Source organism: Shewanella glacialimarina, from assembly GCF_020511155.1.
Lineage (GTDB): Bacteria > Pseudomonadota > Gammaproteobacteria > Enterobacterales > Shewanellaceae > Shewanella > Shewanella glacialimarina.
Window position 1 is genome coordinate 2,843,986 of the sequence record NZ_CP041216.1, and the last position, 17,876, is coordinate 2,861,861.

18 protein-coding genes and 1 riboswitch are annotated in these 17,876 nt (G+C 40.0%); of the genes, 11 read left to right on the forward strand and 7 right to left on the reverse strand.

From position 1 onward, the window contains the following. The first annotated feature begins 13 nt into the window (after positions 1 to 13). The 5 genes from pfaD to FJ709_RS12335 all read left to right on the forward strand — a co-directional run bounded on the left by pfaD (position 14) and on the right by FJ709_RS12335 (position 4,803). A complete protein-coding gene (pfaD, locus tag FJ709_RS12315) occupies positions 14 to 1,654 on the forward strand; it encodes an eicosapentaenoate synthase subunit PfaD (RefSeq protein WP_226410344.1) in 1,641 nt (546 codons plus the stop codon). Positions 1,655 to 1,750: 96 nt separating this feature from the next. Next, positions 1,751 to 2,005, forward strand: coding sequence for a hypothetical protein (locus FJ709_RS12320; RefSeq protein WP_226410345.1), 255 nt, complete (start codon positions 1,751 to 1,753; stop codon positions 2,003 to 2,005). A 242-nt stretch (positions 2,006 to 2,247) separates the two neighbouring features. Continuing rightward, a complete protein-coding gene (locus FJ709_RS12325; protein ID WP_226410346.1) occupies positions 2,248 to 2,856 on the forward strand; it encodes a type 2 periplasmic-binding domain-containing protein in 609 nt (202 codons plus the stop codon). A gap of 581 nt (positions 2,857 to 3,437) precedes the next feature. Next, on the forward strand, positions 3,438 to 4,295 hold the full coding sequence (yghU, locus tag FJ709_RS12330) for a glutathione-dependent disulfide-bond oxidoreductase (RefSeq protein ID WP_226410347.1): 858 nt from the start codon (positions 3,438 to 3,440) through the stop codon (positions 4,293 to 4,295). Positions 4,296 to 4,431: 136 nt separating this feature from the next. Next, a complete protein-coding gene (locus FJ709_RS12335; RefSeq protein WP_226410348.1) occupies positions 4,432 to 4,803 on the forward strand; it encodes an MmcQ/YjbR family DNA-binding protein in 372 nt (123 codons plus the stop codon). A 58-nt stretch (positions 4,804 to 4,861) separates the two neighbouring features. Here the strand turns inward: FJ709_RS12335 and FJ709_RS12340 are convergent, their stop codons facing one another. From FJ709_RS12340 to FJ709_RS12350, 3 genes are all read right to left on the reverse strand, one after another. Beyond that, on the reverse strand, positions 4,862 to 5,260 hold the full coding sequence (locus FJ709_RS12340; RefSeq protein ID WP_226410349.1) for a hypothetical protein: 399 nt from the start codon (positions 5,258 to 5,260) through the stop codon (positions 4,862 to 4,864). 119 nt (positions 5,261 to 5,379) lie between these two features. Then, positions 5,380 to 5,646: a hypothetical protein gene (locus FJ709_RS12345; protein WP_226410350.1), complete on the reverse strand. Its 267-nt coding sequence runs from the start codon at positions 5,644 to 5,646 to the stop codon at positions 5,380 to 5,382. A gap of 15 nt (positions 5,647 to 5,661) precedes the next feature. Further along, the gene (locus FJ709_RS12350) at positions 5,662 to 6,321 is read right to left on the reverse strand and encodes a fumarylacetoacetate hydrolase family protein (RefSeq protein WP_226410351.1); all 660 of its coding nucleotides are present in this window, start codon (positions 6,319 to 6,321) and stop codon (positions 5,662 to 5,664) included. Positions 6,322 to 6,584: 263 nt separating this feature from the next. Here FJ709_RS12350 and FJ709_RS12355 point away from each other — a divergent pair, with 263 nt between their 5' ends. Continuing rightward, the gene (locus FJ709_RS12355) at positions 6,585 to 8,618 is read left to right on the forward strand and encodes a methyl-accepting chemotaxis protein (RefSeq protein ID WP_226410352.1); all 2,034 of its coding nucleotides are present in this window, start codon (positions 6,585 to 6,587) and stop codon (positions 8,616 to 8,618) included. Between the two features lie 195 nt (positions 8,619 to 8,813). Here the strand turns inward: FJ709_RS12355 and FJ709_RS12360 are convergent, their stop codons facing one another. The 4 genes from FJ709_RS12360 to FJ709_RS12375 all read right to left on the reverse strand — a co-directional run bounded on the left by FJ709_RS12360 (position 8,814) and on the right by FJ709_RS12375 (position 13,095). Continuing rightward, positions 8,814 to 9,392 (reverse strand): thymidine kinase, encoded by a 579-nt coding sequence (locus tag FJ709_RS12360; protein WP_226410353.1) that lies wholly within the window; start codon positions 9,390 to 9,392, stop codon positions 8,814 to 8,816. A 116-nt stretch (positions 9,393 to 9,508) separates the two neighbouring features. Continuing rightward, entirely contained in the window at positions 9,509 to 11,068 is a 1,560-nt protein-coding gene (locus tag FJ709_RS12365) for a Na+/H+ antiporter NhaC family protein (RefSeq protein ID WP_226410354.1), read from the reverse strand. 76 nt (positions 11,069 to 11,144) lie between these two features. Next, a riboswitch (Lysine riboswitch) is annotated at positions 11,145 to 11,342 on the reverse strand. Between the two features lie 78 nt (positions 11,343 to 11,420). Further along, entirely contained in the window at positions 11,421 to 12,344 is a 924-nt protein-coding gene (locus tag FJ709_RS12370; protein WP_226410355.1) for an electron transfer flavoprotein subunit alpha/FixB family protein, read from the reverse strand. A gap of 1 nt (position 12,345) precedes the next feature. Continuing rightward, entirely contained in the window at positions 12,346 to 13,095 is a 750-nt protein-coding gene (locus FJ709_RS12375) for an electron transfer flavoprotein subunit beta/FixA family protein (RefSeq protein WP_226410356.1), read from the reverse strand. 523 nt (positions 13,096 to 13,618) lie between these two features. Between FJ709_RS12375 and FJ709_RS12380 the strand changes: the two genes are divergently transcribed. The 5 genes from FJ709_RS12380 to FJ709_RS12400 all read left to right on the forward strand — a co-directional run bounded on the left by FJ709_RS12380 (position 13,619) and on the right by FJ709_RS12400 (position 17,839). After that, positions 13,619 to 14,026 carry an H-NS histone family protein gene (locus FJ709_RS12380; RefSeq protein WP_226410357.1) on the forward strand — a complete coding sequence of 136 codons (408 nt, stop codon included), beginning with the start codon at positions 13,619 to 13,621 and terminating at the stop codon, positions 14,024 to 14,026. Between the two features lie 125 nt (positions 14,027 to 14,151). Next, positions 14,152 to 14,547, forward strand: coding sequence for an Rcs stress response system protein RcsF (gene rcsF, locus FJ709_RS12385; protein ID WP_226410358.1), 396 nt, complete (start codon positions 14,152 to 14,154; stop codon positions 14,545 to 14,547). 80 nt (positions 14,548 to 14,627) lie between these two features. Continuing rightward, positions 14,628 to 15,359: a tRNA (N6-threonylcarbamoyladenosine(37)-N6)-methyltransferase TrmO gene (gene tsaA, locus FJ709_RS12390; RefSeq protein ID WP_226415977.1), complete on the forward strand. Its 732-nt coding sequence runs from the start codon at positions 14,628 to 14,630 to the stop codon at positions 15,357 to 15,359. A 62-nt stretch (positions 15,360 to 15,421) separates the two neighbouring features. Continuing rightward, a complete protein-coding gene (locus FJ709_RS12395) occupies positions 15,422 to 15,985 on the forward strand; it encodes an acyltransferase (protein ID WP_226415978.1) in 564 nt (187 codons plus the stop codon). A 144-nt stretch (positions 15,986 to 16,129) separates the two neighbouring features. Next, positions 16,130 to 17,839, forward strand: a complete 1,710-nt coding sequence (locus FJ709_RS12400) for a proline--tRNA ligase (protein ID WP_226410359.1) — start codon at positions 16,130 to 16,132, stop codon at positions 17,837 to 17,839. Positions 17,840 to 17,876: the final 37 nt, after the last annotated feature.

The window sequence follows — 17,876 nt, forward strand, 5'->3', positions numbered from 1 at the left end:
AGGAATAATAATAATGACAACACAAGTGCATAACGAAAAGCTTTCACCATGGCCTTGGATAGTAGATTCAAACGATGCCAATTTTGACCTTGCTACTATTGGCAAAAAACTAAAAGATTTGTCACAGGCATGCTATTTAATTAATCACCCTGAGAAAGGGTTGGGCGTGGCTCAACATGCTCAGGTGATTACTGAGCAAAATGATGCGTTAACGGCAAATAACCAAAACTTACCGGTGAGTGCGTTTGCCCCAGCCCTTGGCACCCAAAGCTTAGGTGACAGTAACTTCCGCCGGGTTCACGGGGTTAAATACGCCTATTATGCAGGTGCTATGGCCAATGGCATTGCCTCTGAAGAGTTAGTGATAGCCTTAGGCCAGGCAGGTATTTTATGCTCATTTGGTGCAGCGGGTCTTATTCCATCACGGGTTGAACAAGCCATTAAGCGCATTCAAGCAGCGCTGCCAAATGGGCCATACATGTTTAACTTAATCCACAGCCCAAGCGAGCCCGCATTAGAGCGCGGCAGTGTGGAATTATTTTTAAAGCACAAAGTGCGTACCGTTGAGGCATCAGCCTTTTTAGGCTTAACCCCACAAATTGTGTACTACCGCGCCGCCGGATTAAGCCGTGATGCAAATGGCGAGATTAATATCGCCAATAAAGTGATAGCTAAAATTAGCCGCACCGAAGTGGCGATTAAATTTATGGAGCCGGCTCCTGAAAAAATGCTCCAAAAACTGGTTGATGAAGGCTTAATTACCACTGAACAAATGGCACTCGCGCTACTTGTGCCGATGGCTGATGATATTACTGCAGAAGCCGATTCTGGCGGCCATACCGACAATCGTCCTTTGGTGACGTTATTGCCGACTATTTTGGCACTTAAAGACAAGGTCCAAGCGCAATATCAATATAAAACACCAATTCGTGTCGGTTGTGGTGGCGGTGTGGGTACACCCGATGCTGCGCTTGCTACATTTAACATGGGCGCAGCTTTTATTGTGACCGGTTCAATCAACCAGGCTTGTGTTGAAGCTGGCGCGAGTGAATATACCCGTAAACTTTTGGCTACCACCGAAATGGCCGATGTGACTATGGCACCAGCGGCAGATATGTTCGAAATGGGCGTTAAGCTGCAAGTGGTAAAACGCGGCACCTTGTTTCCGATGCGAGCCAACAAATTGTATGAACTTTATACGCGTTATGACTCTATCGAAGCGATCCCTATTGATGAGCGTGAAAAGCTTGAAAAACAAGTGTTCCGCTCAAGCCTAGAGGACATTTGGGCTGGGACTGTGGCGCACTTTAATGAACGTGACCCTAAGCAAATAGAGCGTGCTAAAGATAATCCAAAACGAAAAATGGCATTGATTTTCCGTTGGTATTTAGGGCTATCTAGCCGCTGGTCAAATACCGGAGAAGTGGGCCGTGAAATGGACTACCAAATTTGGGCAGGTCCTTCATTAGGTGCGTTCAATGAATGGGCGAAAGGCAGTTATTTAGATGATTATACCAAGCGAAATGCGGTAGACTTAGCCAAACACATGATGCACGGCGCCGCATACCAAGCCCGAGTTAACTTACTTACCGCCCAAGGTGTGGCTGTTCCAGTTGAATTACAACGCTGGCGCCCACAGGATCAGGTGAAATAGTTTACCACTTGGATAGCAAGCTGGTATCAATAAAAGTATCAGTAATGTCAGTCTCTTTTAAAAGGAAGCGACTGACAATTAAATTAGGTAATGGCTATGAGTGAAACGCAAAAACTGGATTTCTCAGCGGTTAATGGCACCACATTAGCGTCTTTTAATCAGCATAAGAATCTGATTAAGCGGATGTTAAAGGGCAACAGTGCAACTTGCAGTGAGTGTAATAAACCATTGATATTACAGCTGCCGCCAAATACTCACAAAGCCAAACCCAGCGAAAAAGCACCTGGTATTTATTGCGCGAAAGGCTGTACTGATATCGAGCTTGATATGGAAGCTGTATCCTTGATGTAATATGAGTAAAGTGCATTTAATTTAATCATTAAAGGCGCCTTTAGCGCCTTTTTTATTGCCTGAATTAGCAAAAACTTGAATTACCGAGTTTTAAAAAATGCCATTAATAAAGAAAGGTTGAAATGAAATATATCTAACCTCGGTCTACTTTTTTAATAACAAACACTATAATGTCAAAAGAGCATAAACGTTCTACATATTTGTATGCAGGACATAATAAAAACAGAGATTCAAGGTTATCAATGAAGTATCGTTTTATGTTAGCCCTTGCCGCGATAGTTTTTTGCGGCGAAAGCTTTGCTCAAACTGAAGATTATCAGTTTGCCTCGATAGAATCCTTATTTGAACAACAGGTCGGAGCAAAAGTATTGCCGGTCATTTATTCAAAACTGGGATTAACCATTAGCATCGCTCCGATGCCAGGCAAGCGCGCCCAACGTGAGGCTGTATCAGGTCATAAAGATGGCGAAATAATGCGAATATGGAATTATGGCGAAGAAAACCCCACCTTGATCCGTGTACCTACTCCTTACTATCAATTAGAGACTATGGCGTTTGTACATAAAGATAATCACATTGTATTAACGTCTCAGGCTGACTTATCTAAGTATAGCTTGCTAAGAGTAAGGGGCGTTAAGCACACTAATATCATTACAGCTGATTTAAGAAACGTATTTGATTACAATAATACTCAAACTATGATGCAGGCTCTGTATTATAACCCCTCTAGTGTTGCACTTACTAATACAGCTGATGGCTTATACGCGATAAAAAAATTAAATATCGATTATGTCAAAGCCTTACCGCCAGCCTTAGCAACATTGGACTTATATCATTACGTTAATCAATAGCATGCAGCATTAGTCCCTAGGCTAGATGCCGTAATCAAAACCATGAAACAAAGTGGTGAACTTGATAAGTTACTTCGTAATGCAGAAGCCGAGGTGTTAGCAAGTTTATAGATTTTAATAAATATTTCATAAAATCATAACCTTGAGGTATTTCTACATACCTAGATTGAATCGATAAATAGTAAGTTCTCAACAAATAGAAACCCTTGTTTAAAAGTCTTACCGGAGATCATAGATAACTATACGCAATAGTATTATTCGCAATAGTGCTAAACGTAATGAGGCCTTATAAAAACTAACATAGCTCCATTCCCGCCACACACAGAAAATGGTGACACTATCATTTATGTATTAAAAATGGATGTTGCTAAGCAATAGGCTAAAAATAAACCCTAATTCGAATGGTGATTAGTTATTGCCTTAACTTAGAGTGTTTTACCGTAACTCATAACTTACGGTGCTATTTAAGATTTACTCTTAGGGTTTAATTTCATCACAAGCGCCCAATATCATATTAATAAAGGCTAATTTATAACGGATAAGCGATTTCATATAGCGAATTTAAATATTAAGGATTTATCATGACAAATGAATATACCCCTCCAGCAGTATGGACAATGGACAGTGAGAATGGCGGCCAATGGGCTAGTATTAATCGCCCTGATTCCGGTGCCCGTCATGAGCAAAGCTTACCGGTTGGTGAACATGCGTTACAACTTTACTCATTAGCAACGCCTAACGGTCAAAAAGTTACTATTATGCTTGAAGAGTTGCTAGCTGCGGGGGTTGGTGCGGCTGAGTATGATGCTCACTTAATTAATATTGGTGAAGGTAATCAGTTTTCTTCTGGATTTGTAGATGTTAACCCCAACTCAAAAATTCCAGCGTTAGTTGATAACTCGGGCGCAGAACCTATTAACGTATTTGAATCAGGTGGCATTTTATTATATTTAGCCGAAAAATTTGGTCATCTTATTCCGACCGACATAGCACTGCGCACTAAAGTCATGAATTGGTTATTCTGGTTACAAGGAGCTGCCCCTTATCTTGGTGGTGGTTTTGGACATTTTTATGCTTACGCCCCTGAAAAGTTTGAGTATCCTATTAATCGTTTTTCAATGGAAGTAAAACGCCAATTAGACGTATTAGATAAACAACTTGCCAAGGGTTCATTTATTGCTGGCGAGGAATACTCTATTGCTGACATAGCGATTTGGCCATGGTACGGTAATTTAGTACTAGGGAATATTTATAGCGCAGCAGAGTTTTTAGACGTAACCAGCTATAAAAATGTGATGCGCTGGGCAAAAGCTGTTGAACAACGTCCGGCCGTTCAACGTGGAATAATAGTTAACCGCAGTTGGGGAGAAGCGTGGGAACAACTTTCTAATCGCCACAGTGCCGCTGATATTGATAAGGTTTTAGCCCTAAAACCTTAAAGGATTAACCTTTAGAGGCTAAAAGCTTATAATATTAGCCTTGTACATCAGTAATTATCCAATAATAGGTCAGTTAATCAATAATAAATGATATTGTGGTTTAACTGACTTATTAGTCTATAACATGGGAGCCACAATGGATTTTGACACGTTAAGAGCATACTTGCTTGCCAAAACCGAAGCGGTTGAAAAATTTCCATTTGGGCCAGGCACACATGTGTTTAAAGTCAAAAATAAAATGTTTGCCTTAATTGGCTGGCACAACGATGCTTTAATGATAAACCTCAAGTGTGATCCTGATGAAGCCATTGCATTATGTGATATTTCCTCGTCTATCACCCCCGGTTATCATATGGATAAGAAACATTGGATATCGGTTTATTTTAACCAATCAGCTAAACAACATATCCCAGATGATGAAATAAAACGACTGATGGATAACTCGTTCATGCTTGTTGTTAGCAAGCTACTCAAACACGACCAAACATCCATTTTATTGCACATGTAAATATTCGATACATTTTGAAATTATAAGCATTTACTGATACTTATTTTTGATTCAAACTTCATGCTAGCTCATGCTGCATTATGAATTTCAGTTGCATCTCACCTAATCCTTGATATTGAAATTTAACCAAGGTGTCCATAGGGACTTTGATCACGCCACAGTACGACCCTGTAATAATGGCTTGGCCTTTTTTAAGGCTAACGCCCTTTGATGTTAAATAATTAACTAACCAATAGACTGGATTTTGCGGCAGGTTACACGGATGAATACCGGTAAATGACCGTACTTCATCTTGATGGCTAACGGTGATGTTAACCTTACTCGCCTGATAGGCTAATGCTTTATCAATTTCAGGCCCGATATACAGCCCTTGATTACTTAAGCCATCAGCCAGGTTTTCGAAGTAACTGGCAGAGTAATCTGCACTAAACCGGCCTTGAATTAATTCCAACGCCATATGTGTTGCGCTTATGCCACTATCAATTTTTTCAATGCTGTATTCTTGATTAGCATCGAAGTCTTGACCTAAAACAAATGCGATTTCCGGTTCAATTAACCCAACGGCTTCAACACCTTTTAGGTTAGCAATGATTGGACAACAAGTTTGTTGATTAACTGCTGTTGCAATAATGGGGCAAAAATAAGCTGTCCGTTATCTAACGGCACTAAACACTTCCACCCAGTTACAGCATTACCGGACAATTCAATCATCTGCTGCTGGACAGCAAAAGCGTCATCGATATTTTTTGGTTTAAAAAGCTCAAAATCAGAAGCGGGATCCCTTACCTTACGTTGCGCAAAAAGGTGCTGTGTTAATTGATCGATTTGCTCAAGCTTCGACATATTTGTCCTTAATCACTAAATAGCCAGCCACTGCTGGGTTATTAGTGGGGTGGAATTTGTTGTATCATCTAATAATTGCTGATCTGAGTAGTACTCTATCCCCTGCCACAGTGTTAACTTAAACATACTTCCAGCAATAACCTTTCCCACGCCTTTGGGAGTACCTGTCATGACGACATCCCCATCTTCTAAGGTAATAAATGAAGCCAGCTCATTAAAGATTTGTGCGGGTGAATAGATCATTAACTGACTATGCCCCAACTGGGCAAGTTGATCATTTACCGTCAAACTAAAACACCACTCTTGGTTATCCGTACTTATCGGAATAAAGTCACTCAATATAGCCGAACCATTAAATGCTTTAGCCCGTTCCCATGGCAACCCTTTGGACTTTAACTGGCTCTGTAATTGACGTTTGGTTAAATCTAGCCCAATGCCTACCGCGCTAAAACGTCCATTTTCGACTAAAAAGCATAACTCAGCTTCATAGTGAATAGATTCTTGATGAAAGCTAATTAACTCAGTACTTATTGCGCTGTTGGGTTTTAAAAACACCACCATATCGTCGGGAATATCATTGCCTAACTCATGAATATGTTCGACATAATTACGCCCAATGCAGACGATTTTTGATGGAGTGACAGCGCCTTGCTGCCTAATCAGTATTTGCTGCATATTAATTTGCTAAATAGTGGAAAACATGAACAATTATCCCGTATACAAAATAAAAGCACTACACTTAATTTAACCTTTGCCGATATAAGTTATCGCCACTATTCAACATTACCTAAAAGGCTGCTATGAAATCACTCATTTATTTGCCATAAAATGTATTAACCATTGATTATATTGACTACACTGAAACGGCTTAATCTTATTTAAAAGCATATAATTATAATGAAAAATTGCTATTGCCATTATTCAGAAAGGGACCTCAAATGAACTTGCTTGAGCTAACAATCAAACAAAAAATTGCCTTGGGCTTTGCCACGATTGGTGTGTTGCTTCTTGCAGGAAGTAGCTTCTTTTATCGTTCGCTAACACAAATCCAAACAGCTAACACTAACATCGAAATCTTAGCGGTTCCTGTTCAAACCCAAAGTAATGCACTTCAATTAAGTTTACTCAAAATGGCCAAAACAGGTAGTTTAGCCTTTTCACAGACGGGAAATGACAATATTAGTAGCAGCTTTGCTCAATTTAAGCTGTTACAAAATGAATACTCAACAACCTTTAAGGACTTATCAAATAAGGTCGCTGATCAACCCAAAATGAAACAGGCTCTAGATAATGTGACGCAACAATACTCACAATACATCAAGCAAAGTGAAATTATGTTCAATGCAAAATTAACCATTGAACAAGCGCGTGCAGATTATCAAAAGCAGTTTCAACAGTTCCTGCAAATAAAAGATACCGCCAGTAATAGTATGATCGATTTAGAGATAATAGATGCAGGCGAGCAAGACAATTTATTGGCAGAGGTCATAGGAACAGGTACTAGATTAGACGATACCATCTATAATATGGGCAATATCATAGGTGAAGTTGCTCGATTTACAGATTTACAGAATGTAAACAATCACCAGCAAGATATCTTGATGATGGTTAATAGTATTGAGACTAATTTTCAATTTTTAAAACAGCAAACAGCAACCCTGCCTGCAGATGATTTGTTGGCTATTTTTGCTGAACAATTCGAGCAAATGAAAGCCTTACTCGATACACCGGGCACGCTATATGAAAGTCAGCGTAAAGTGGTTGAGGTAATCAAACAGGCTGATATGGCATATAGTCAATCAAATCAATATTTCGACTCAAGCTTTGCCGAGCTAAGCAAGTTAATGATTTTAGCAGATCAGCGTTTTAACGACTTTAAAAACGTCGCATCCGATGAAATAAGCACGGCGCAAACCTTAGCGATTGCGTTAGCATTAATATTCATCGTACTTGCTATTATCATTTACTATTTTACCTCTAAAGCCATGCTAGAGCCACTTAGAGCGGTCAATCATGCTTTGTCTCGTATTGCTAGTGGAGATTTATCTAAACGGCTCACAAAGCGCAACGATGATGAGTTTGGCGAGTTGATGGACAATATCAACAAGCTCTCCGATGATTTAACTTCACTATTACAAGATATTAGCCGCGATGCACATCTATTAGATGAATCCGCAATTAACTCACAAAATCAGGGGCAGAAAATTGCTGATGCCGCAAATAGTCAAATTCATCAAATCAATCAAGCGAAACAACTCGCAGAACACATTCATCACAGTTCGAATTTAGTGAATAAACAGACTAATGAGTCGGCTAGCCAGATAAGCCTAGCGTCGGAACAAGGCAAGCATGTAAAAGGTATTGCTGATGATAACCGTGGTCGAATTGAACGGTTATCAACTGGGTTAATCGACTCGGTTAACATCATGAATAGCCTAAGTAAAAACAGCGATAACATTGGTGGAATATTAGTTACTATCAGCGCTATTGCAGACCAAACTAATTTGTTGGCCTTAAATGCGGCAATTGAAGCGGCACGAGCGGGTGAACACGGAAGAGGCTTTGCCGTAGTCGCCGATGAAGTAAGATCCCTTGCCTCAAGAACTCAATCATCTACCGCTGAAATTCAAACCATGATAGATGCCCTGCAGCAAGAAACGACAAATGCGGTGAAAGCGATTACCCAAGGACAAACCCAAGCTAACCAATGTGTTGAACAAAGCCAGGCACTACATGATGCAATCGAGCATATTGAGTCGGCGCTGTTAACCATAGATAAAATGAGTCAAAGTATTAATCAAGCGGCACATGAACAGGTCAGTTTTAGTGAGCAAATTGAGCATACTATGGCTGAAACTGCAGAGTCTGCGGAACATAATGCAGAAGAGTCCTCAGCAATGGCGAAGCGAAGCAAGGAATTAAATCAATTAGCCCATTCATTAACCACATCTGTTGAACGGTTTAAGTTATAGTTTTTTGAGAGCTAAAGCATTTGAGTGTTAAAGACGACATTAAGTGCGCTAGGTATTTAATGCTTAGAGATAGAAGTGAAATGATATTGTGGTAATTAGTAGAGACTGTAACTAATTTTGTGTAACTGCTAATCAAAATGTCACTTTAATATTAGATTTTTAAAGTGACATTTTTATCATGCTAGCATACCTGGGCTAATCCCATAAAAACTCTCTAAAGTGCTTGCGGCAAACCGACTCATAGGTTTCATTGCCACCTATCGCCACTTGCTCACCTTCTTTCATTGGTTTGCCATCACCGTCTAAACGTACCACCATATTGGCTTTGCGACCACAATGGCAAATCGTCTTTAGCTCAACTAATTTGTCAGCCCAAGCTAACAAATATTGGCTACCAGTAAATAGCTCTCCTTGGAAGTCACTTCGCAGCCCATAACACAATACAGGGATATTTAAATTATCTACCACATGAGTCAGCTGCTTAACCTGTGCTTTTGACAAAAATTGGCTCTCATCGACAAGTACACAATGGATATGTTTCTGTTGATGTGATTGACCAATAATATCACTCAAATCATCGCCACTGGCAAACACTTGCGCATCAGTTTGTATACCAATTCGTGATGCAACAATGCCAACGCCATAGCGATCGTCAATTGATGCTGTCATAACTAACGTGTGCATGCCGCGCTCGCGATAATTATAAGAAGATTGTAATAATGAGGTCGATTTACCCGCGTTCATCGACGAATAATAAAAATACAGTTGCGCCAAAATAATGTCCAATATTGTTGCTTTACTAAATTCTACTTTGATATGACCATTAACCACAAATAATAATGCCGCTCAATGAAGATTGAGCGGCATTATTATTCATTTATGAGTAACGGCTAGCGACGTGCAAAAAAAGCCAAAGCGAACACGCTGATCACAAACACAAGACTACAAGCTAATAATCCACTGATTAATGAGTCAGTAAAGCCAAGCACTGTATAGCCAATAATACTGATAAACGCCACAATTAAGGCATAAGGTAACTGAGTAATCACATGGTCTATATGATGACAACTGGCCCCTGTCGATGACAAAATAGTGGTGTCGGATATAGGTGAACAATGATCACCAAAAACAGCACCTGCAAGCACAGCCGACAGCATAGGTAACATCATATTTGAGTCGCTTCCCATTGCCATATCGGCAGCAATTGGCAACATAATGCCGAAAGTGCCCCAACTTGTGCCGGTTGAAAAAGCGGTAATGCCTGCAAGAATAAATAACACCACAGGCAATAGCTCAAAAGGAATTGAACCCGTGACTAAGCTTGCCATATATTTACCGGTTTCTAGCTGACCAATAACTCCAGCAATAGACCAGGCAAACAGTAATATATAGATAGCGGGTAACATTGAACGCGCACCAGTAACCACACCTTTAAAAATCAACCCCATCTCTAACTTTTGAATAAAAGCTAAAATTAACGTAATACTAAAACCAATGACTGAGCCATAAAATAATGATTGGCTCACTTGAGTATTTTCAAAAGCGCCTAAAATAGTAAAGGCTTTACCATCGGCTGCAAGTACATCTGCACCGCTAGTTATCATAAAGTAAACTGTGGCAACGATTAATGTCAAAATGGGTAAAAATAAACCTATTACTTTCCCCGTATCAGCTTCAGGCAGGTCAGCGTTTGCACCAGGGGGAAGGCCTTTAGATTCATCATAAAGCTCACCTTTTTTGGCATTTAATTCATGTTGGCGCATAGGGCCGACATCAAGACCGAACAAGGCAACACATAATAATAATAGTAACGCGAATATGGCATAAAAATTCATCGGGATCATTTGGACAAACACACTCAAATGACCTGACTCAGCAAAACCATGCGCGGTTAAGATGCCCCCTATCAAGGCGATAATATAGGCTCCCCAACTTGAAATAGGTGAAATAACACAAATAGGTGCGGCTGTAGAATCTAATAAATATGCCAATTTAGCCCGCGATACATGGTATCTATCGGTAATAGGTTTTGAAATTGAGCCTACCACTAAACTGTTAAAATAATCATCAATAAACACCACACAGCCTAAAAATATGGTCATTAACTTGGCATCACGTTTACTGCGAATATGCCCTTTAGCCCAATCAGCAAACGCCCTTGCTGCACCACTAACGGTTATTAAAGCGGTTATCATGCCAAGCATGACTAAGAAACCTAAGATTTGTAAATTCCAGCTATTTAGCGCGCCATCACTCCAAACCAACCCTTGAACTGTGTTGAGCAAAAATAGACTACTATCCCCTAAAGAGAACTGTGTAAGTAATAATGCGCCGACCACAATCCCCACGCCAAGGGACAGTAAAACTTTACGGGTGATAATAGCCAAAACAATGGCAACAAGAGGTGGAAGTAAAGATAGTGCCGAATCGGCATGACTAAGTACGTTCATTATTTATTCATCGAGTATGTATGAATGGAGGCGACTGAACCGGTGTAAGGTAATGTTATACCTTAGAGACACCTGTCCTATCAGTAGCGCTCCATAGTAATTTATCTTTGTCATCCCGACAAAAAATACTATGGCAGTGCTGCACCTATTTGGCGACAACACCAGCTGTATTGACCGATATCAATAGCAACTTCGGCATTAAATCCTTTCAAGGTAGATCACAGGCATCACCCTACTCACCTTTACTATTATTTAATGCACCTCTACTTAAAGGGTAAAAATGCGAGCACATAAAAACATAGCGGCCGTAAGGTTACCACCCTACGGCCGAATATTGTGACACACATCACATTTACAACAAATTATTCAGTGCCGGAATAGCCACAAATAAATCAGCTTCTAGTCCATAATCAGCTACTTGAAAAATTGGTGCTTCAGGATCTTTGTTAATAGCGACAATTACTTTAGAATCTTTCATACCCGCAAGGTGCTGAATTGCGCCAGAAATACCGACTGCAATATACAAATCAGGAGCAACAATTTTACCTGTTTGACCGACCTGTAAATCGTTAGGGACAAAACCCGCATCAACTGCGGCGCGCGAAGCCCCAACAGCGGCACCTAACTTATCTGCAAGTTGCTCTAGAATAGCGAAGTTTTCACCGCTACCCATTCCACGACCACCAGAGACAATAATACCAGCATTGCCTAATTCAGGACGAACTGACTCAGTTAAGCTTTGTGATACAAACTCAGTACGCGCATTAATCACTTCGTCAATATTGGCTAATTCAGCACTGCCAGTTGAAGCAACCGCATCAAATGCACTTGAACGTACTGTCATGACTTTTTTATCATCTAAGCTTTTCACTGTCGCTAATGCATTACCTGCATATATTGGACGTATAAATGTATCTGCGCTTTCTACGTTAATCACTTCAGATATTTGCGCCACATCTAATAAGGCAGCAACACGCGGTAACGTGTCTTTACCTACGCTTGAGGCTGCGGATAAAATATGTGAATAGTCTGCAGACAAACTCAAAATTAACTTAGCTAAGTTTTCGGCTAATTGGTTAGCATATACAGCTGAGTCAGCCACAATGACTTTGTTAACGCCAGCTAATGTTTGCGCCATTTTGGCCGCTTCACTACATTGAGCTCCCGCCACTAAAATGTGAATATCACCACCAATTGCAGTAGCCGCTGCAACCACTTTGGCTGTGTCGGCTTTTAAATGCACATTATCGTGTTCAGCTAAAACTAAAATGGTCATATTAGATCACCTTCGCTTCGTTTTTTAATTTTTCGACAAGTTCTTCAACAGAAGATACCATGATGCCAGCTTTACGTTCTGCTGGAGGCGTGACTTTCAATACGGTTTGATGTGCTTTCAACGTTACACCTAAGTCAGAAATAGATAATACTTCTAAAGGCTTACGCTTAGCTTTCATAATATTTGGTAATGAAGCATAACGAGGTTCATTTAAACGCAAATCAACTGTCACAACCGCTGGTAATGGCATTTTCAAGGTTTGTAAACCGCCATCAACTTCACGGGTTACCACAATAGTCTCGCCATCAATTTTAACTTCAGAAGCAAAAGTGGCTTGTGGCATGTCAGCAAGTGCTGCCAACATTTGGCCTGTTTGATTGTTGTCACCATCAATAGATTGCTTACCAAATATCACCAGTTGAGCCTGTTCTTTTAGCTGAACGGCATGCAGTAACTTAGCAATTGAGAGTGATACTAACTCTTCTTCGGTTTCAACATGGACGGCACGATCTGCACCTAAAGCCATTGCCGTTCTTAATTGTTCTTGCACCGTTTTCGGACCAACGCTAACAACAACAACTTCAGTCGCAATTCCAGCTTCTTTGAGGCGAACCGCTTCTTCAACTGCAATTTCACAAAATGGGTTTAATGCCATTTTTAGATTGGCTGTATCAACATTTGAATTATCAGCTTTTACTCTGACCTTTACATTGGCATCAACGACGCGCTTTACAGGCACCAATATTTTCATAGGGTTTCCTTCCTACACCTTGTCTATAGACAACACATTGGCCAATGCCAATGCAAGATAGCTCAACTTTACGACCTGTTAACGTTAACGTCAACCTAAGTTAAACGCTTGTTTGAAAAAATATAGCATACAAATTGGCAAGCTAAAGTAACATTTTTCACTTATATGCACCCATAATGTCGTTTTTAACAGCCTTTTTAGGCTAATTAATAAAATAAGCTTATTTTTGATAAATTAAATTGATCAAGGCTCAATATCTTTCTATTATTACGGTTATTGATAAATACTATTTTATTAATTTGTTATTAACTTATTTGAATGTATTGCTCAAAAATAAAGCTTGATGTTAAAAGTTAACCTCGAAGGAATTATTTCTAAGGAATGAGATATTTTTGATTATGCTTTTAGTACTGACATGTATCAATCAACATTAATGAACATGATATGCTGCACGTCTTCATTCAACGTCAGAACTAACAAATAAAAACTATGTAAATTCCAATTCATTAGGACGTTTAATATTATGAGTGATTTTTTAGATATTTTAACCCATGGTCGTCGTTTTAAAGCTGCTGTAAAAGAACTCAGTATTGAAGATCTTAACGATCTTGCTGCGAAACTTGATAAAATTATCGTTGAACGTGAAGAAGAAGCCAAAGCAGATGAAGCGGCAAATGCCGAAAGAAATGCTCTTATTGCTGGCATTTTAGCTCAAATCGAAAACAGTGGTTTATCGATTGAAGATCTTGGCGAAGTCACAGCAAGCAAATCAGCACCTAAAAAACGCGCTCCTCGTCCAGCAAAATATCAAATCACCTTAGACGGTGAGTTAATTCAATGGACTGGCCAAGGCCGTATGCCAACGGTATTTAAAAAAGAAGTTGATGCTGGTAAATCCATGAGTGCCTTTTTAATTCCTGGCATGGAATAATAGTTCAAGCATTAATAATAAACGCTTACTTCGGTAGGCGTTTTTTTTAAACAAATTAAAGTTTGCCTTTACCTCTAATAAAGAGAGAGTAAACTATAATTAAATTGAATTAAGTGAGCACATCTATGTTTTCGCCTATCCTTAAAGTGTTAACCCTTTCATCTTTATCTTTATTATTAACAGCTTGTGCAGGTGACTATGCCTTTAACAGTAATCTTGATCCCAAAGCGATTAATGAATATTTTAAAGTGGGTGATGTGATTGTTTATGAAGGCAATAACCAGCCCAAAGGTCATTATGCCATTATTGGTTTAGCTGAGGGTGAGGTTTGTCAGGAGCAATCAAACGATGCACCTGCATCGATTCAAGATGCAAGAACTGAAGCCCGTAAAAAAGCTGCAGATATGGGTGCCAATGGCATTATTATCAAACAATGCTTGATCATTGAAGAACAGGATAAAGCCTGTGTTAGTCGCAGTTTGTGTATTGGACAAGCCATTAAACACGAGCAAGAAAAATAATATTTTATTTTAGTCATTTTATCGCTGCAATATCAGACTTTATTATATTGCAGCTCTTTTTTATACCTAGTTGATAAGCCATCATGTTTACATCTCAAATTAGTGCAGTCGCAATTTGCCGAACCCCTTATAAACAAAAATTTGGTATTCCTCGCCAGCCAGGATTAGTCGATGTAAAAGGTTATATTGAACTTGCTCCAGCGTTAAATACTGTTGATGCAATTAGAGGAATTGAACAATATTCTCATCTATGGTTATTATTTTGTTTTCATGAAAATTTAGCTCAAGGCTGGAAAACAACCGTTCGTCCACCTCGTTTAGGTGGCAACGAAAAACTGGGTGTATTTGCGACACGTTCAACTTTTAGGCCAAACGGTATTGGACAGTCTGTGGTTAAATTACACGGTATTGTGAAACGAAAAGGCAAAGTGTGTCTTGAAATATCCGGCATGGATTTATTAGATGGCACGCCTATTATCGATATAAAACCTTATATTCCCTTTTCAGATGCCATTACAGACGCCAAGGGCGGTATAGCTCAGGAGGCGCCTGAGTTAATAAAGGTTGTTTTTTCTGATAATGCAAGTATTCAGTTGTCAACACTTGCAGAAAATGAAAAGTATGCTCAATTACAGCCGCTAATTAGTGCAGTATTAGCCCAAGACCCCAGGCCTGCTTACAAAAAAGCAAAAGAGGATCCCAAAATCTATCAAGTTGCCCTATATGATCTTGATATTTTGTGGCAGGTGATTGATAACCAAATTATCGTATTAACGTTAAAACCCACGTCTGTGGTTTTACTTGATGAGTAAATGAGGACAGAACGTTGGCATTACTCGATTACCAAAAGCAGCAGAAAAAAAGACTGTCCTGGATGCCCTGGCTTTACTTCAATCTCAAGCCAAAATTATTAGAGTGGGTAACGCCCTGGCAGCTGGATATTCAAACTAAATTAACTCAGCTTGAAACCATTAGCATTGGTCAGCAATGTTTTATTGCGCCTGAAGCAGAGTTATTTGCAGAGCCTGGTCGAAATATTACTATCGGCGATAAATGCATGATTGCTGCTGACGTATTTATGCACGGCCCTATAACGTTAGGCGATGAAGTGGCTATTAATCATAGTTGCAGTTTAGATGGTGGTCAGGCAGGTATTCATATTGGCTCACAAACTCGCATTGCCAATAATGTCACTGTGTATGCTTTTAACCATGGCATGTCACCCGACTCGCCTATTTATCAACAACCAACATCATCAAAAGGCATTATAATAGGTCAAGATGTGTGGATTGGCGCTCAAGCGGGTTTGGTCGATGGCATCACCATTGGTGACAAAGCCGTTATCGGCATGGGCTGCATTGTGACTAAAGATGTCGCCGCATACGCTATTATGGCTGGTAACCCAGCAAAAGTGATTGGTGATAGACGTAATAAATAACCCTTATCTACCGCAAAACAATAATTTAATGTCTATATCCCAAGTTGTTAAAGTAACTTTGCTCAATGGCTAATAATCAGGTGACATAAACGCTTCAAGTGCTAAAATGACCTCCATTGATTTTTACTCATAATGGATACCGGAATGCGAGTTAGTAAGTACCTGCTTTCAACACAAAAAGAAACCCCTGCAAATGCAGAAGTCATTAGCCATCAGTTAATGCTACGTGCGGGTATGATCCGTCGTAATGCGTCAGGTTTATACAGCTGGTTGCCGTCAGGTTTACGAGTTCTTCGTAAAGTCGAAGGTATCGTGCGTGAAGAAATGAACAATGCAGGTGCTATAGAAATTCTTATGCCGTTAGTCCAACCTGCTGACTTATGGATGGAAACTGGCCGTTGGGAAAAATTTGGCCCGGAACTACTCCGCTTCCAAGACCGTCATAACCGTGATTTCGTATTAGGCCCAACTCACGAAGAAGTGATTACTGACTTAGTACGTAAAGAATTAAGTTCGTACAAACAGTTACCGATAAACCTTTATCAAATTCAAACCAAATTCCGTGATGAAGTTCGTCCACGCTTTGGTGTTATGCGTGCTCGTGAATTTTTAATGAAAGACGCTTACTCATTCCATTTAGATCAGCAAACCATGGATGAAACTTATCAGTCCATGTATACCGCTTATAGCAATATTTTAAGCCGTATGGGATTAGAGTTCCGCCCTGTTCTTGCTGATACAGGCTCAATTGGTGGCAGTGTTTCGCATGAGTTTCATGTATTAGCTAACAGTGGCGAAGACTTAATCGCTTATTCTACTGGCAGTGATTATGCAGCGAATATAGAGAAAGCTGAATCGCCAATGCCGACGCTAACTCGTCAAGATCCGACTCAAGAGCTAAAGCCAGTCGATACGCCTAATGCAAAAACTATTGCTGAGTTAGTTGAACAGTTTACCCTTGATATCACTAAAACGATTAAAACATTAATCGTTAAAGGCGCATCAGAAGACGCACCTTTGGTGGCATTAATTGTGCGAGGCGATCACGAACTTAATGAAATCAAAGCCGATAAACTTGAAGCGGTTGCATCACCTTTAGAGTTTGCCACTGAAGCTGAAATTCGAGCGGCTGTAGGTGCAGGACCAGGTTCTCTTGGCCCTGTCGGATTGAGCATGCCAATTATTATCGATCACAGTGTGGCGGTGTTAAGCGACTTTGCCGCTGGTGCAAACCAGGATGATATACATCTCTTTGGTATCAACTGGGAGCGTGACTTACCTTTAGCGGTAGCTGCCGATATTCGTAATGTGGTCGAAGGTGAAGCAACACCAGATGGTCTGGGCACCTATGCAATGGCACGTGGTATTGAAGTGGGTCATATTTTCCAATTAGGCACTAACTATTCAAAATCAATGAACGCGACTGTACTTGATGAAAATGGTAAAGCCCAAGTATTATTAATGGGATGTTATGGTGTAGGAGTTAGCCGTATAGTGGCTGCCGCTATTGAACAAAACCATGATGACCGCGGGATTATTTGGCCTGAATCAATTGCACCATTCCAGGTCGGTATTTTACCTATGAATATGCATAAATCTCATCGCGTTGCAGACATGGCTGAGAAACTTTACGCTGACTTACAAGCTGCTGGTATAGAAGTACTGATGGATGACCGTAAAGAGCGTCCTGGGGTTATGTTTGCCGACATGGAGCTGATTGGGTTACCTCATGTTATCGTTATTGGTGATCGTAATATCGATGAAGGTGTATTTGAATATAAAAATCGCCGTACAGGGGAGAAACAAAACATTCCTTTCGATCAAATCATGACGTTCTTATCCGCTGTGAAATAGTATTGAACCAACTGATTTAAATACCTTAATATATAAA

Excerpts from the sequence above, each read along its gene's own strand:
- pfaD (WP_226410344.1), top strand. The coding sequence starts at position 14 with ATGACAACACAAGTGCATAACGAAAAGCTTTCACCATGGCCTTGGATA.
- FJ709_RS12320 (WP_226410345.1), top strand. The coding sequence starts at position 1,751 with ATGAGTGAAACGCAAAAACTGGATTTCTCAGCGGTTAATGGCACCACA.
- FJ709_RS12325 (WP_226410346.1), top strand. The coding sequence starts at position 2,248 with ATGAAGTATCGTTTTATGTTAGCCCTTGCCGCGATAGTTTTTTGCGGC.
- yghU (WP_226410347.1), top strand. The coding sequence starts at position 3,438 with ATGACAAATGAATATACCCCTCCAGCAGTATGGACAATGGACAGTGAG.
- FJ709_RS12335 (WP_226410348.1), top strand. The coding sequence starts at position 4,432 with ATGGATTTTGACACGTTAAGAGCATACTTGCTTGCCAAAACCGAAGCG.
- FJ709_RS12340 (WP_226410349.1), bottom strand. The coding sequence starts at position 5,260 with ATGGCGTTGGAATTAATTCAAGGCCGGTTTAGTGCAGATTACTCTGCC.
- FJ709_RS12345 (WP_226410350.1), bottom strand. The coding sequence starts at position 5,646 with ATGTCGAAGCTTGAGCAAATCGATCAATTAACACAGCACCTTTTTGCG.
- FJ709_RS12350 (WP_226410351.1), bottom strand. The coding sequence starts at position 6,321 with ATGCAGCAAATACTGATTAGGCAGCAAGGCGCTGTCACTCCATCAAAA.
- FJ709_RS12355 (WP_226410352.1), top strand. The coding sequence starts at position 6,585 with ATGAACTTGCTTGAGCTAACAATCAAACAAAAAATTGCCTTGGGCTTT.
- FJ709_RS12365 (WP_226410354.1), bottom strand. The coding sequence starts at position 11,068 with ATGAACGTACTTAGTCATGCCGATTCGGCACTATCTTTACTTCCACCT.
- FJ709_RS12370 (WP_226410355.1), bottom strand. The coding sequence starts at position 12,344 with ATGACCATTTTAGTTTTAGCTGAACACGATAATGTGCATTTAAAAGCC.
- FJ709_RS12375 (WP_226410356.1), bottom strand. The coding sequence starts at position 13,095 with ATGAAAATATTGGTGCCTGTAAAGCGCGTCGTTGATGCCAATGTAAAG.
- FJ709_RS12380 (WP_226410357.1), top strand. The coding sequence starts at position 13,619 with ATGAGTGATTTTTTAGATATTTTAACCCATGGTCGTCGTTTTAAAGCT.
- rcsF (WP_226410358.1), top strand. The coding sequence starts at position 14,152 with ATGTTTTCGCCTATCCTTAAAGTGTTAACCCTTTCATCTTTATCTTTA.
- FJ709_RS12395 (WP_226415978.1), top strand. The coding sequence starts at position 15,422 with ATGCCCTGGCTTTACTTCAATCTCAAGCCAAAATTATTAGAGTGGGTA.
- FJ709_RS12400 (WP_226410359.1), top strand. The coding sequence starts at position 16,130 with ATGCGAGTTAGTAAGTACCTGCTTTCAACACAAAAAGAAACCCCTGCA.